Below are 12,412 nucleotides of genomic sequence, written 5' to 3' on the forward strand. Positions count from 1 at the left end.
ATCCGGACGCGGAACGTCCGGAACCGCTCCTAGCATGACGCCATGGCTATCGCTCAATACCCCGCTTTCGTCATGGACTGCCCCGACGCGGCCGCGCTGGCGAACTTTTACGGCACGATGCTCGACTGGAAGATCGAAACCTCCGACGGCTGGGCCGACATCCGGGCCGAGAACGGCAACTGCATCTCATTCCAGCAGGTCGGCGACTTCCGGGCGCCGGAGTGGCCGGGCCAGGAGCATCCCCAGCAGATGCACCTCGACGTGAACGTCGCCGACCTCGACGCCGGCGAGAAAGCGGTGCTCGAGCTCGGCGCGACGAAACACCCGCACCAGCCGGGCACGACCTTCCGCGTCTTTCTCGACCCGGCCGGCCACCCGTTCTGCCTTTGCCTCAACTAGGACAGGCCCCAAAACCCGGTCAACTCGCCCTTTGGGCTCGGCCGCTCCGGGCGTACGCGGAAAGCCCAAGCCCACCGCTCAGTCCACACCGGACCGCTCAGCCGAGCGGAAAGATGTGGCCCAGCGCGGCGACGATATCGAGCAGCACCTCGACCAGCATGTTCCCCGAATGCCAAGAGTCGTGATGCGCCACGCGAAAGATTGCCGTATGGCGATCTATCGATGGCCTGGCATACGTTCCGGGCATGCGTCGCTCTCTCGTGGTCGTCTTCGCGGTTGTGCTCGTCGTGGCGGTCGGGCCCGCGCCGGCCCGGGCCGGGTTGCCCACGCTGGCGGTCGGTGCGACGACATCGGTGTCCGACACCGTGGGCAGTGGGAACACCTGTGCCGGCTTCCTCGACGAACGGACCCATCTCGGCGACCTGGGCATCCGCCGGGTTTTCGCCTCGGCCGGGCAGTTGCCGCCCGCCGACGCTCTCACCTGCCAGAGCACGTACGGCGCGACGCTCTGGTATTCATTCAAGACCACGTGCACGCCGGCCGCGGTGGCCGCCGGCGGGTGTGACACCGAGATCCAGAACATCGCGGCGGCGATGCCGGCCGGCAGCTACCTGACCTACAACCACGAGCCCGAGAACGACATGACCGGCGTGCAGTTCGTGGCGGCGTTCGAGCACGTCTATGCCGTGGCCAAGACGGCCAACCCGGCGGTCGACGTGGTGCCGATCTACATGTCCTACCAGTGGCGGTCCGGCTCGACCCACGTCACCAACAACGGCACCGGCGGTGACAACGAGGTGCGGGACTGGCTCGTGCCGGCCGCGTACGCCGACGCCTACGGACTCGACCTGTACTGGCAGGCCAGCACCCGGGGCAGCGAACCCGACGACCCGGTCAGCGTCGGCAGTGACCCGCGGATGATCCGGTGGTACAACGCGGTCAGCGGCCTCGGCAAGCCGCTGACGCTGCCGGAATGGGGCATCGACGACGATCAGGGCACCCGGGCCTCTCGGGGCCCGGCGATCCGCGCTTCCCGTACGTGGCTGACCGGCCACAACTTCCACATCGTCTGCTACTGGCAGCTCGACAACTGGTACCTGGACGCGGCCACCGACCCGGACGGCGTCGCCGCCTATCAGGAGCTGGTCGCCGCGGCCGCCCCGTGACCATGCCGCGCCGACCGGTGTGAAGCCGATTTCAAAGCACGAAAGCGTCCGTCCACAGCTGGCGCGACCGGCCCGACAGGGCCTCCATCAACGCGACCGCCTGGTTGTCGGTCAGGCCGGCCACGAAGTCGATCACCGCGCGGCCGCGGGCCCGGGTGATGCGCTCGGGCGTGTCGTCGGCGAGTTCGGCCTCGGCCAGCTCGACCAGATCGGCCAGCCGGCGGGGGATGCGCTCCTCCTCGTCGGGGTCGGTCAGCCACTCCAGCAGCGCCTCGACCAGCGACGCCAGCAGGCGGCCCTGGCCGCGCTGGTGCAGGGCCAGGTCGGGGCGGGCGAGGACGAACTTGTTCTGGATGAACTTGAGGACCTGCACCTCGTGCCACTGGGCGGTGGCCAGCTGGACGTGGCCGGAGCGGATCGCGGGCTGGCCGGTGACCTCGATCGACTCGACGAGCCGCTGGGTCCAGGTGGCGGAGAAGGCGGCGACCCGGGCCTCCGATTCGAGCGAGCCGTCGAACGGGCGGGCCAGCAGGCCGTCGACCAGCTCGGCGCGGACGAGTTCGACCGCCGCCGCGAAGGCCTCGTCGTTGACCATCCAGGCGTCCTTGCGGTGGAGCTGGCGGCGCAGCGATTCGATGGCGCCGCCGGCTCGGCCGAGGTCGGTGTCGGGGCCCCAGCGCTGCCAGGCCATCAGCTCGGCGGCGACCGATCCCTGCTGGAGGACGCCGACCCGGTGCACGTCCTCGAGGTCGTGGATGGCGTAGGCGATGTCGTCGGCCGTGTCCATGATCGAGGCTTCGACGGTCTGCTGCCAGTCGGCGACCCGGCCGGTGAACGGTGCCCGGGCCGCGATCATGTCGTCGACCTCGGTCGAGTAGGCGCCGAACTTCATCGAGCCGCCGTCCGGGTCGTCGGGCGGGGCGGCGGCGCCTCGCGGGGTCGGATCCATGAAGCGGGGGTGCGGCTCGGGGTAGCCGCGGCGGGTCCACGGGTATTTGAGGATCGCCGCCCGGACCGCGTTGGTCAGGTTGAGCCCGATCGTGGCCTGTCCGCGGATCTCGGTGCTGGTGACGATGCGGTATGACTGGGCGTTGCCCTCGAATCCGTCGCGCAGCTTCAGTCGCTGGCGCGCCAGATGATCGAGAACGCGCTCGCCCAGGTGCCCGAAGGGCGGGTGCCCGAGGTCGTGGGCGAGAGCCGCGGCTTCAACCACGTCGGGGTCGCAGCCGCCCAGCTTCTCCGACAAGTCGGATAAATTCACCACGCGCTCGGCGATCGCCCGAGCCACCTGCGCGACCTTCAGCGAATGGGTCATCCGGTTGTGCACGAGAAGGCCGGCGCCACCCGGGCTGATCACCTGGGTGACGCCGGCCAGTCGAGCGAAGAACGGGGAACTGACGATCCGGTCGCGGTCGACGCGAAAGGGGCTGCCGGCCAGATCGCCCGGCGCGATCAGCGAAGAGCCGAAGAGCCGTTGAGCACGCGGATCGTCCATCCCCCAGACGTTACCGGGACTGCAGCGCGTCCAAAGCGACGGCCATGGCCACGACGAGGCGCCGATCCAACTGGGGGTCGTGGATCGTCACCACGTAGCGGTCCCGGAGGCCCCACTTCTTGACCACCGAGAACGCCGGGCGGTCCCCGATCACGAACTCGAAGTGGTAGGGCAGCCACGACAGCCAGTCGACGAACCGGCGCAGCAGCGCGACCACCAGGCTGCGCTCCTGCCCGGTCATCTCGCCGTAGCCGGGCTGCTCCAGCTGCCACGTCGAGCGCAGCAGGGACGCACCGAAACTCTTCCGGAACAGCCCGACCGGCGTGCCGGCCGCGTCGAAGACGTCATAGGTCGCGCCGAGGTCGAGCACCTGGCGGGCCTTGAAGCCGAGAACCGGAGTCTGCTTGGTGTCGTCGGTGTAGAGGGTGACCTGTTCCTTGAACGCCAGCCGCTTCTGCTGGGCGAAAGCGAGCATGCCCGCCTCGCTGCCGTCGGGGCTGACCGCGTGCACTTCATATTGGTTGACCATCAGGCGAACTCGCTGGCGCATGATGAGTTGCTGCTGGGTCTGCAGTGTCTGGACCGTCACGGCCCGCAGTGTGGCACAACCACGCGAATCTGTGGAGATCCTCAGCACCTCGGTGGCAAGAGATGGCCGAGCCCTGAACAATGGCGGAATGGCGAAGCGAGGACGTAAGGGATCTTTGATCGCGCTGGCCCTCGGCGCGGCGGCGGTGTGGGTCGGCAAGGACATCCCCCGCCAGATGGGCGCCAAGGCGAAAGGTGAGCGTCTGGCGAGGATGCAGGCGTCCCCGCAATACTCAGCCGGCAAGTTCCGCAACACGGTTCCCGCGAGCGAGATCCCGGCCGCCTCGATACCCGGCATGGCGGTGGCCGCGATGACCGGCCGCGACGCCCGCCACCCGCACCAGCCGATCCCGGTCGTCACCCCGCCCGCCGGCACCGACGCCGAGGGTCTGCACGTCACCTGGTTCGGCCACTCGTCGGCCCTGGTCGAGATCGAGGGCAAGCGGGTGCTGCTCGACCCGGTGTGGAGCGAACGCTGCTCCCCCTCCCGCCTCGGCGGACCCAAGCGCCTGCACGAGCCCCCGGTGCCCCTGCGCGAACTCCCGCCCCTCGACGCGGTCCTGATCTCCCACGACCACTACGACCACCTCGACATGGAGACCATCCAAAACCTGGTCGACCTGCAGGCGGCCCCGTTCCTGGTCCCGCTGGGCGTCGGCGCCCACCTCGAGCGCTGGGGCGTCCCGGCCACCCGCATCGTCGAGCTCGACTGGGACGAGACCCACCACGTCGCGGGCCTCGGCTTCATCGCCACCCCGGCCCGCCACTTCTCCGGCCGCGGCTTCACCCGCGACGAGACCCTCTGGACCAGCTGGGTGATCAACGGCCCGACCCGCAAGGTCTTCTACTCCGGCGACACCGGCTATTTCCCCGGCTTCGCCGAGATCGGCGAACGCCACGGCCCGTTCGACGTCACCCTCGTGCAGGTCGGCGCCTACGGCGACGCGTGGCCCGACATCCACATGCTCCCGGAAGACGGCGTCGCCACCCACGTCGACGTCCGCGGCGGCCTGATGATCCCGGTCCACTGGGCCACCTTCAACCTGGCCCTGCACGACTGGTCCGAACCGGCCGACCGCACCTGGCGCGAAGCCAAAGCCCGCGACGTGCGCCTGGCCATCCCGCGACCGGGCGAGCGCGTCGACGTCGACAACCCGCCGGCGGTCGACGGCTGGTGGCAACAGATCGCTTAAAAATCAGGATGTCGCATCGGGGTGGTGGGTGACGGACCGTCGCTCACGCCGAGGGCCCGGCCGGGGCGAGCAGGGCGCTGGCGCGCCCAGAACGCTCACCCCGACCGGGCGACCTGAGTGAGTGGTCGCGCTCCGAACCCGGTCGCCGCACCGGGCAACGACGACGGCCCCTGGGCGTCCCAGCCGGTTCATCGGAACACTCGCGGCGAGACCCTTGAGCATCTGCGTCGCGGCCTGCTCGTCCGGCGCGACGCCCCCGGAGGCCGGGCCGCCCCGGCGATGCCGGCGTCGGCGAGCAGGAGACCGAGCCCGGCACCCCGCTCCCGGACGGCGGCCGCGACCCGGCTGACGTCCTCCAGGTCGGCGACATCGGCCGCGATTCTGGCGGCTGCTCCGGTCCTGGCCGCCGTTCCGGTCCTGGCGGCCGCTCCGATCTCGGCCATTGCCCGATTTGGGCTACCGCGGCGTCGAGGGCGTCGCGCCGTCGCCCGGTGACGAAGACGGCGCTCTCTCGGTGGCCAGGCGACGGGCGGCGACCCGCCGGCTGCCTCTCCGTCCAGGGCGGCGTGTCGTGCGGCAGCGACGGCGGACGCGCGGCCCAGCTCCTCGCCTCCTGCCGGCCGGGTGGCGAGCAGGCGCTGGCCGACCGCCTGGCCCGGGACGGTCCACGAGGGCGACCTGCCCGCCGGCACCGACACTGCGGCGCCGGCCCGTTACGTCATGACGCTCAGCGAGGGCAGCGCGGTGCACGCGGCGGCCGGTGCCGACCGGGCGAGGCTGCACGCCGCGGTCGGCTTCGCACCGCGGGCCGGCCCTACCGCTGAGACTCGAAGTGCTCCTTCTGCGCCGGGTAGTAGTCGTTGAAATCGGGCAGCGGCTGCTCGTCGCGGGCGGCGACCAGGCAGTCCAGGTAGTACTCCCAGCCGGGCCCGACCTCGCCGACCGCGTCGGTGGTGCTCAAGTGCTGGGTGAACCGCAGCTCGGTCACCCCGCTGGTCTCGGCCAGCTCCACCTCCAGCAGCCAGCGGTCGTTCTCGTCGCCGGCCGAGATGGCCAGCCGGCGGGGCGGCTCGCAGGCGTCGATCGTCATGTCCATCCAGGGCTGCCCCTCCTCATGGACCATCTGGACCTTGATCGGACGGCCGGGTGCCGCGTCGCCCTGCCACGGGCCGAACCAGCGGGCCGTGCGTTCGGGCTCGGTGAGGCCGGCCCAGACGTCGTCGATCGGGGCGCGGAACGTGCGGGTCAGCACCAGGTCGTTGCCGAACAGCCGGCCGGTCGGGGTGGGGCTCATGCGGTCTCCTTACGGGTTTGATCGCGGTGAAGGTGTTCGCGGCGGGTGCGGTAGACCTCGGTCTCGAGCGCGTCGAAGTGGTGCTGCCAGCCGGACGGGCGGGTCAGCTGCCCGAGCCAGTCGGTCAGCTCGTCGAGCGGCGCGGTGACCAGCGTGTAGACCCGGCGGCGCCCGTCGGCCTCGTCGCGCACGAGGCCGGCTTCGCGCAGCACGCGCAGGTGGCGGCTGATCGCGGGCCGGCTGATCTCGAACCGCCCGGCGATCTGCCCGGCCGTCAACGGTTCGTCGCGCAACATCAGCAGGATCTCCCGCCGCACCGGGTCGGCGATCGCCCCCGCCACCTCGTCCACGCCCGGAAGCGTAACCACTAGGTTACGCTTTCGGCAACGCCTCAGCCGTTTGCCAAGGCGGCTTGTCCCTTCCGGGGGCAATGAGGGGCATGACCCGAATCGGCACCCGTCGGTGAGCCGGGCACCGTCCATGAGGGCCAGTGACCGGGCCGAAATGATCAACTAGCCTTCCGGGGACTCCGTCCGCGATGAACCAGGAGGACGGCATTGGCCGGCCCGATTTCCGCCGAATCGAATGATCCGCAGATCCCCGGTGCCTATGGCGCGGTGCCGCCACTCCCGCCGCCCGACCAATTCTCGGCCCAGCCGCATTCGCCGCAGCCCCAATACCCCGGTCCGCCCTACGCCGGGCAGCCCTACCCGTCGCAGGGGCAATACCCGGGTCAGCCCTACGCCGGGCAGCCCTACCCGTCGCAGGGGCAATACCCGGGTCAGCCCCACCCCGGGCAGCCCTACCCGTCGCAGGGGCAATACCCGGGACAGCCCCACCCCGGGCAGCCCTACCCGCCGCAGGCGCAATACCCGGGTCAGCAATACTCCGCGCCGCCGGGCCAATATCCGGGCCCGCAATATGCGGCGCCCGCTGGGCCCCCGATGCAATACGGCTATCCCGCCACGGCCGTTTCCGCTCCCCAGATCGTGATCCACAACTCGGCCACCGCGGTGGCCGCGGCCGGGGGGTACGGACGGCGCAAGCGGAACTCGTTCGTGGTTCACGTGGTGCTGCTGTTCCTGACCGCCGGCCTCGGCAACATCCTGTACGCCTGGTACGTCTACGACTGGAACCGCAAGCGCGGCCTCTGACCGGCGAGTGAGACGCAGATCAACACTCATCGGTGGGTCGGGGGCAGTAGCGTGACGGGGTGTCGACGAAGACTGAGCTGAGCAGCGCAGACCTTGAAGAGATCCGGCAGTCCGCGCTCGGGGCCGCCGACCCGCTGGGAGTGGCGGCCGAGTTGGCCGACGCCGCCCAGGCCGGGCGGCTGACCGACCCCGGGGACGTGGGCTTCGCCCTGGCGCTGGCCGCGGAGATCGCGGAGAGCCGCACCAAGCTGGACTCCGCGCTGAAATATGTCGAGCAGGCCGTCGAGGCGTTCGGGGAGCGGGCGGACAACAAGGTCGCCGCCGCGAAGGCGTTGTGGGCGCGGATCCTGTTCCGGGTCGGGCGCAACGACGAGGCCATGGCCGTGCTGGAGCCGCTGCGGCCGACCCTCACCGAATACCCGGACGCGGCCGCCTACATCACGGCGGCTCTGGCCGCGGGCGGCCGGCCCGATGTGGCCGAGGAGTGGCTGACCGGCGCGGTCACGACGTCGTTGGCGGAGCGGAAAGAGCCGGCCGACGCCGACGACGCGGGCCAGCTCTTCTTCCTGCTGCAGCAGAGGCACCGCCTGCGGCACGCGCTGGGGCGCCAGCACGATGCGCACGACAACCTGGCCGAGCGGCTGGAGACGCGGCTCGCCAACGCCCAGGCCGCCACGCCGCAGGACGAGCTGGTCTTCTTCCCGGAGGCCGAGTTCGCCAAGCTGATCGAGCAGTGGCCGGCGCTGGCCGAGGTCTACGGCAAGGACTTCGACGAGCACCGCGCCCGGCTCGAGAAGGACCTGGTGCGGCTCAGTGGCCGGGCGGTCCTCAAGGGCTCGGTCGCCGGGCTGACCGCGCAGGGCGACCCGACCGACCCCAAGACCCGGGCCGCTTATGCCGACAAGCCGGGTGAGGAGATTTCCTGGCCGCCCGAGCGTAACGGGCTGTGCTGGTGCGGTTCGGGCAACAAATACAAGAAGTGCTGCCTGCCGCGCTCCCGCTAGGGCTCTTCGTAGCGGGCGAGGCGGAGCCGGTAACCGAAGACCGCGAAGGAAAGAAGCGTGCACAGCAGCCAGACGGCGGCGGCGTGGGCGAGACCGCGTCCCACGATGTCGATGCCGCCGCCGTCGACCGCGTAGTTGCCGATCTCGCGGGCCGACCAGAAGGGCATCAGCTTGGCGACGGTGCCCGCCGGGTCGGCCAGCATCTGTACGGCGCAGACGCTCAGCAACGCCAGCGCGCCTTCGAGCTCGCGGGGCAGCAGCGCGCCGATCACGCTGCCGAACGGCGCCGCCACGAACGCGGTGACGAGCATCATCAGTCCGGCCGCCCACGGGTGCGGCATGGTCTGGTCGAACGCGGCCAGCGTCCAGTAGCCGAGGGCGATCGCGACCCCCACCCCGGTCATCGCGGCCAGCCGCCCGCCGATGATCCCGGTGACCGGCGCGCCGTTGAGGCGCAGCCGCGGGTCGACGCCGCGGGACGCGTTGACGACGAAGAGGGTCAGCGTCGACACGGCCCAGCCGATGCCGAGGGTCAGCATGCGTACGGACTGGCCGGTCTGGTCGCGCCGCACGAGGTAGAACCAGAACGGCAGTGTGATCACGAGGGCCAGCGCGGTTCGTCGCCGGCCGACCTCGCGGGCCGACAGGGTGGCCACCACCAGAGTCGTCATCGAGGGGCCCCCAGGTCGAGCACGTGATCGACGTTTTGCAGGTCGTGGAGCAGGTGGGTGACGACCACGACGGCCCGGCCGGCGTCGCGCCAGGCGAAGACCTGCTGCCAGAAGTCGAGGTAGGTGCCCTGGTCGAAGCCCTGGTAGGGCTCGTCGAGCAGCAGCAGGTCGGGGGCGTGCAGCTCACCGAGCACGAGGTTGAGCTTCTGCCGGGTGCCGCCGGACAACTGCTGGGCCCGCTGGGCGGGGGCGGGCCGCCAGGCCAGGCGGGTGGCCAGGTGTACGCCGGTGGACCGCGCCCGCCGGGGCACGATGCCGGCGGCCGCCCCGAACAGCGTGAAGTGTTCCTCGGCGGTCAGCCATCCGGCCGTTCCGCCGTCCTGGGGGACGAAGCCGACGCGCCGGGTGCGCCGTACGGTGCCCGCGCTGGGCCGGGTCAGCCCGGCGCAGATGCGCAGAAGCGTCGACTTTCCGCAGCCGTTGGCGCCGACGATCGCCGCCACCTCGCCGCCCCGCACGGTGAGCTCGACGTCGGTGAACACGGTCTGTCGCCGGTAGCGTTTCCCGACGCCGGTCAGGCTGAGGAGGACCGGTCCGGCGGCCAGACGCGTACGCCCGGAGACCGTGAGCGGAGCGCTCAGCTCAGCCACCAGGTGCCGTGCGTAGAGATGGGCCGGACCGAACACTTCGGACGGTGCCGCCGCCTGTTCGGCGGCCTGTCCCGCGGTCTCGTCGCTGAGCTGCCGGGCTCGCGCGGGCTGCAGGCCGAGCCGGATGAGCTCCTCCTCGAAGAGCGTCGGCCAGTCACTCATCGCGACGATCCCGAGGTCACGATCAGTGAGTCGACCCCGTCTCGGAAACGCTGCCATTCGGCCGCCTGCGACTCGAGCGCCTCGAGGCCGGCCGGGGTGATCGCGTAGTACTTGCGGCGGGGGCCGGACTCGGACGGCCCCCAGCTGGGACGGGCGAGTCCTTGCTGCTCGAGGCGCAGGAGGGCGGGGTAGAGGGTGCCGCCGGGCACCTCGGCGACCCGGGCGGCGGCGAGTCGCTGGGACAGGCCGTAGCCGTAGTCGGCGCGTTCGCGCAGCATGGCGAGCAGGCAGAGGTCGAGGAAGCCGTGGAGCCACGGCCGGGGTGTGGTCACCTAGGCAGGCTAACTGGTTAGTAGGCAGCCTGACTAGTTTCCCGCGGCACGCAGATCTTGACCGCGCCGGGCTTCACCGACGCCGTGAACCGTTTGGTTTCCGCTCGGCCGCCCCCATCCAGCTCGTAGGGCATGGGCGTACCCAATCGAACCTCGATCTTCCGGGCGCGAGTGGTCCGCACGAAGGGCGAGTGATCGGACCGGCCGACGGCCATCGTGCCCAGGGCCCGCGCCCACTCCAACGCGCCCTGCGCGGTCGCCACGCCGACGTCGAGCCAGCCGTCGTCCGGCTTCGCGTCGTCGAACGCCTTGATCCCGCCGCTGATCCGGCTCACGTTGCCGATCAGCACGCAGCTCGCCTCGTCGTCGAACCACTTGGTGCCGTCCACTGTGATCTTCGCGGTGGCCGGTTCGCCGTCGACGTGCCGCAGGCCGGTCCAGACGTACGCGAGTTTGCCCAGCCGGTCCTTCATCTTCCGGTCGGCATCGTTGATCATCGCGCCGTCGAAGCCGACCCCGGCCATCACCCCGAAGTGCTCGCCGTCGAGCGTGCCCAGGTCGATCCGGCGGCGCCGGCCGTGGAACGCCACGTGCACCGAGTCGGCCAGCGAGATCGGAATGTCGAGGTTGTGGGCGAGCAGATTGCCGGTGCCGGCCGGGATGATCGCGAGCGGGATCTTCGAGCCGCCCTTGACCGATGCGAGCATGTCGAGGGCACGCTGCACCATCCCGTCGCCGCCCCACACCACCAGCAGGTCGGGCCCGTCCTTGATCACCTTGCGGAGGGGCTTGACTGCCTTCCGGCTCTTCGGCACCTCGTGCCAGAGGAGCTGGTCGACGCCCTCGTCGGAGAGACGGCGGCGGAGCTCGTCGAGCCCGCCGTCGAGAGTCTTGCGGCTGTGGGCCACGACGGCGACGGTCCGGGGTGTATGCATAGCCGCGGCACTACCCGGAATGGGCGAACGGTAATCAGCTGACGGTCTCGCGCATGCGCTGCTCGGCGGCCGCGCTGCGGATCACCATGAGGCGCAGCTCCAGCTCGTCGGAGACCATCGAGGCCAGGTGCTCGAGCGCCTTGAGCTGGCGCGGGCTGGCCTCGCGCGGACGGTTGTCGATCACGTTGACGGTGCCGAGGCGGTAGCCGTCGTGGGTGCGGATCGGCGCGGCGGCGTAGAAGCGCAGGCCGAGCTCGCCGCGGACCAGGGGGTGCTCGAGCGTACGGGGGTCGACCGCCGCGTTGTTGATCACGTAGACGTCGTCCTGGGCGATCACCGACGCGCAGAGTCCGGGCTCGCGGCCCACCTCGCGTACGCCGGAGAGGCCCTGGCAGGCGGCCAGCCAGACCCGGTCCTGCTCGACCAGCGAGACCGTCGCGATCGGAGTGTCGAAGATGGCGCCGGCCACGAAGGCGATCCGGTCGTACGCGTCCTCGACCGGCTGGTCGACCAGCCGGTAGCGGCGCACCGCGGCCAGCCGCGCCTGCTCTTCCGGCCCGACGTTGTCCAGGTATTCGTAGGCGTTCGACGACACCGGGTTGCTGTTGGTCACGGGAGGCCCCTCACGCAAATGATCGGTCGTGGTCACCGGGAGCATAGGGGAACCGGAACTCGAATGTCGCACAAGCTGTCTGAGGCGATCTGGGACGCGGTGATGGTCGCCCGGCGGCTCGGCCGTACGAGCGACCATCACCAAACTGCTCGATCTAGCGCGTCAGGAGCCGTAGACGCCGAACTCCCACAGCGAGTAGCCGTACTGAGTAGAGCGCTGGGTGCCGTTCATCCGCACGTACCGCCCGGAACCGGAAACCGTGAGGTTCTGCACCCCGCCGGTGCCCGTGGTCGTCGAATAGATCGTGGTCCAGCTGGTGCCGTTGGTCGACGTCTGGATCTGGAACGCCTTGCCGTAGGCGGTCTCCCAGTTCAGCGCCACCCGGTTGATCGTGTGGGTGGCACCGAGGTCGACCTGCAGCCACTGCGGGTCGCTGAACCCGCTCGACCACCGCGTGCCGGTGTTGCCGTCCGTGGCGGCGGAGGCCGGAGTCCCCGCGTTCTCGGTCGACGACGCGGTCGTCGGCTTTCCCTGCGCGAGGTTGGTCCCGGCCGGGGGAGGCGTGGTGCCGCCGCCGCCCGGGCCCTTGTTGTAGACCGCGACCCAGTCGATGTTCATCTGGCCGCCGGAGACGGTCGACGCGTTGGGTCCGCCGCCGAAGGCGTCCGGGAAGCCGCCGCCCATCGCCAGGTCGTAGATGATGAAGAACGGGTGGTCGACCGCGTTGGCCCACGTGGTGGCGTCGACCTGGGTCGC

General features: G+C 70.6%; 16 protein-coding genes. 5 read left to right on the forward strand and 11 right to left on the reverse strand.

From position 1 onward, the window contains the following. Positions 1 to 42 precede the first annotated feature (42 nt). Positions 43 to 399 carry a VOC family protein gene (locus tag AB0M88_RS11360; RefSeq protein ID WP_364099028.1) on the forward strand — a complete coding sequence of 119 codons (357 nt, stop codon included), beginning with the start codon at positions 43 to 45 and terminating at the stop codon, positions 397 to 399. Between the two features lie 97 nt (positions 400 to 496). Here AB0M88_RS11360 and AB0M88_RS11365 read toward each other — a convergent pair whose 3' ends face one another. Beyond that, a complete protein-coding gene (locus AB0M88_RS11365; protein WP_364099031.1) occupies positions 497 to 646 on the reverse strand; it encodes a hypothetical protein in 150 nt (49 codons plus the stop codon). On the opposite strand from AB0M88_RS11365, the gene AB0M88_RS11370 reads away from it, so the two are divergent. Continuing rightward, entirely contained in the window at positions 645 to 1,565 is a 921-nt protein-coding gene (locus tag AB0M88_RS11370; protein WP_364099034.1) for a hypothetical protein, read from the forward strand. The genes AB0M88_RS11365 and AB0M88_RS11370 overlap by 2 nt on opposite strands. A 31-nt stretch (positions 1,566 to 1,596) precedes the next feature. On the opposite strand, the gene dgt is transcribed toward AB0M88_RS11370, so the two are convergent. Beyond that, positions 1,597 to 3,060 carry a dGTP triphosphohydrolase gene (gene dgt, locus AB0M88_RS11375; RefSeq protein ID WP_364099037.1) on the reverse strand — a complete coding sequence of 488 codons (1,464 nt, stop codon included), beginning with the start codon at positions 3,058 to 3,060 and terminating at the stop codon, positions 1,597 to 1,599. Between the two features lie 10 nt (positions 3,061 to 3,070). Then, positions 3,071 to 3,610, reverse strand: coding sequence for a hypothetical protein (locus AB0M88_RS11380; protein WP_364099089.1), 540 nt, complete (start codon positions 3,608 to 3,610; stop codon positions 3,071 to 3,073). 214 nt (positions 3,611 to 3,824) lie between these two features. On the opposite strand from AB0M88_RS11380, the gene AB0M88_RS11385 reads away from it, so the two are divergent. Beyond that, positions 3,825 to 4,841: an MBL fold metallo-hydrolase gene (locus tag AB0M88_RS11385; RefSeq protein ID WP_364099092.1), complete on the forward strand. Its 1,017-nt coding sequence runs from the start codon at positions 3,825 to 3,827 to the stop codon at positions 4,839 to 4,841. Positions 4,842 to 5,655: 814 nt separating this feature from the next. Here AB0M88_RS11385 and AB0M88_RS11390 read toward each other — a convergent pair. Together AB0M88_RS11390 and AB0M88_RS11395 are read right to left on the reverse strand one after the other, a co-directional pair. Further along, a complete protein-coding gene (locus AB0M88_RS11390; protein ID WP_364099041.1) occupies positions 5,656 to 6,135 on the reverse strand; it encodes an SRPBCC family protein in 480 nt (159 codons plus the stop codon). After that, entirely contained in the window at positions 6,132 to 6,485 is a 354-nt protein-coding gene (locus AB0M88_RS11395) for a metalloregulator ArsR/SmtB family transcription factor (protein WP_364099044.1), read from the reverse strand. Before AB0M88_RS11395 ends, AB0M88_RS11390 begins: the two co-directional genes overlap by 4 nt. A gap of 267 nt (positions 6,486 to 6,752) precedes the next feature. On the opposite strand from AB0M88_RS11395, the gene AB0M88_RS11400 reads away from it, so the two are divergent. Together AB0M88_RS11400 and AB0M88_RS11405 are read left to right on the forward strand one after the other, a co-directional pair. Further along, positions 6,753 to 7,289: a hypothetical protein gene (locus AB0M88_RS11400; RefSeq protein WP_364099047.1), complete on the forward strand. Its 537-nt coding sequence runs from the start codon at positions 6,753 to 6,755 to the stop codon at positions 7,287 to 7,289. Between the two features lie 59 nt (positions 7,290 to 7,348). Further along, positions 7,349 to 8,293 (forward strand): SEC-C domain-containing protein, encoded by a 945-nt coding sequence (locus AB0M88_RS11405; RefSeq protein WP_364099050.1) that lies wholly within the window; start codon positions 7,349 to 7,351, stop codon positions 8,291 to 8,293. On the opposite strand, the gene AB0M88_RS11410 is transcribed toward AB0M88_RS11405, so the two are convergent. The 6 genes from AB0M88_RS11410 to AB0M88_RS11435 form a co-directional block, all read right to left on the reverse strand. Continuing rightward, positions 8,290 to 8,964, reverse strand: coding sequence for a hypothetical protein (locus tag AB0M88_RS11410; RefSeq protein WP_364099053.1), 675 nt, complete (start codon positions 8,962 to 8,964; stop codon positions 8,290 to 8,292). The two genes, AB0M88_RS11405 and AB0M88_RS11410, sit on opposite strands and share 4 nt — an antisense overlap. Next, positions 8,961 to 9,776, reverse strand: coding sequence for an ATP-binding cassette domain-containing protein (locus AB0M88_RS11415; RefSeq protein ID WP_364099055.1), 816 nt, complete (start codon positions 9,774 to 9,776; stop codon positions 8,961 to 8,963). The genes AB0M88_RS11410 and AB0M88_RS11415 overlap by 4 nt, the downstream gene beginning before the upstream one ends. Next, positions 9,773 to 10,108, reverse strand: coding sequence for a PadR family transcriptional regulator (locus tag AB0M88_RS11420; RefSeq protein WP_364099057.1), 336 nt, complete (start codon positions 10,106 to 10,108; stop codon positions 9,773 to 9,775). The genes AB0M88_RS11415 and AB0M88_RS11420 overlap by 4 nt, the downstream gene beginning before the upstream one ends. A gap of 17 nt (positions 10,109 to 10,125) precedes the next feature. Further along, entirely contained in the window at positions 10,126 to 11,043 is a 918-nt protein-coding gene (locus tag AB0M88_RS11425) for a diacylglycerol kinase family protein (RefSeq protein WP_364099059.1), read from the reverse strand. A 34-nt stretch (positions 11,044 to 11,077) separates the two neighbouring features. Continuing rightward, positions 11,078 to 11,656 carry a GAF domain-containing protein gene (locus tag AB0M88_RS11430; protein WP_364099062.1) on the reverse strand — a complete coding sequence of 193 codons (579 nt, stop codon included), beginning with the start codon at positions 11,654 to 11,656 and terminating at the stop codon, positions 11,078 to 11,080. Between the two features lie 162 nt (positions 11,657 to 11,818). Continuing rightward, positions 11,819 to 12,274: a discoidin domain-containing protein gene (locus AB0M88_RS11435; protein ID WP_364099095.1), complete on the reverse strand. Its 456-nt coding sequence runs from the start codon at positions 12,272 to 12,274 to the stop codon at positions 11,819 to 11,821. Positions 12,275 to 12,412 lie beyond the last annotated feature (138 nt).

Origin of the sequence: Actinoplanes sp. NPDC051411 (assembly GCF_040682075.1) — a bacterium.
GTDB lineage: Bacteria > Actinomycetota > Actinomycetes > Mycobacteriales > Micromonosporaceae > Actinoplanes.

Bases quoted from the DNA above. Each gene is read 5' to 3' on its own strand.
- AB0M88_RS11380 (WP_364099089.1), bottom strand. From the start codon at position 3,610: ATGCGCCAGCGAGTTCGCCTGATGGTCAACCAATATGAAGTGCACGCG.
- AB0M88_RS11410 (WP_364099053.1), bottom strand. From the start codon at position 8,964: ATGACGACTCTGGTGGTGGCCACCCTGTCGGCCCGCGAGGTCGGCCGG.
- AB0M88_RS11365 (WP_364099031.1), bottom strand. From the start codon at position 646: ATGCCCGGAACGTATGCCAGGCCATCGATAGATCGCCATACGGCAATC.
- AB0M88_RS11390 (WP_364099041.1), bottom strand. From the start codon at position 6,135: ATGAGCCCCACCCCGACCGGCCGGCTGTTCGGCAACGACCTGGTGCTG.
- AB0M88_RS11435 (WP_364099095.1), bottom strand. From the start codon at position 12,274: ATGAACATCGACTGGGTCGCGGTCTACAACAAGGGCCCGGGCGGCGGC.
- AB0M88_RS11415 (WP_364099055.1), bottom strand. From the start codon at position 9,776: ATGAGTGACTGGCCGACGCTCTTCGAGGAGGAGCTCATCCGGCTCGGC.
- AB0M88_RS11370 (WP_364099034.1), top strand. From the start codon at position 645: ATGCGTCGCTCTCTCGTGGTCGTCTTCGCGGTTGTGCTCGTCGTGGCG.
- dgt (WP_364099037.1), bottom strand. From the start codon at position 3,060: ATGGACGATCCGCGTGCTCAACGGCTCTTCGGCTCTTCGCTGATCGCG.
- AB0M88_RS11360 (WP_364099028.1), top strand. From the start codon at position 43: ATGGCTATCGCTCAATACCCCGCTTTCGTCATGGACTGCCCCGACGCG.
- AB0M88_RS11385 (WP_364099092.1), top strand. From the start codon at position 3,825: ATGGGCGCCAAGGCGAAAGGTGAGCGTCTGGCGAGGATGCAGGCGTCC.
- AB0M88_RS11425 (WP_364099059.1), bottom strand. From the start codon at position 11,043: ATGCATACACCCCGGACCGTCGCCGTCGTGGCCCACAGCCGCAAGACT.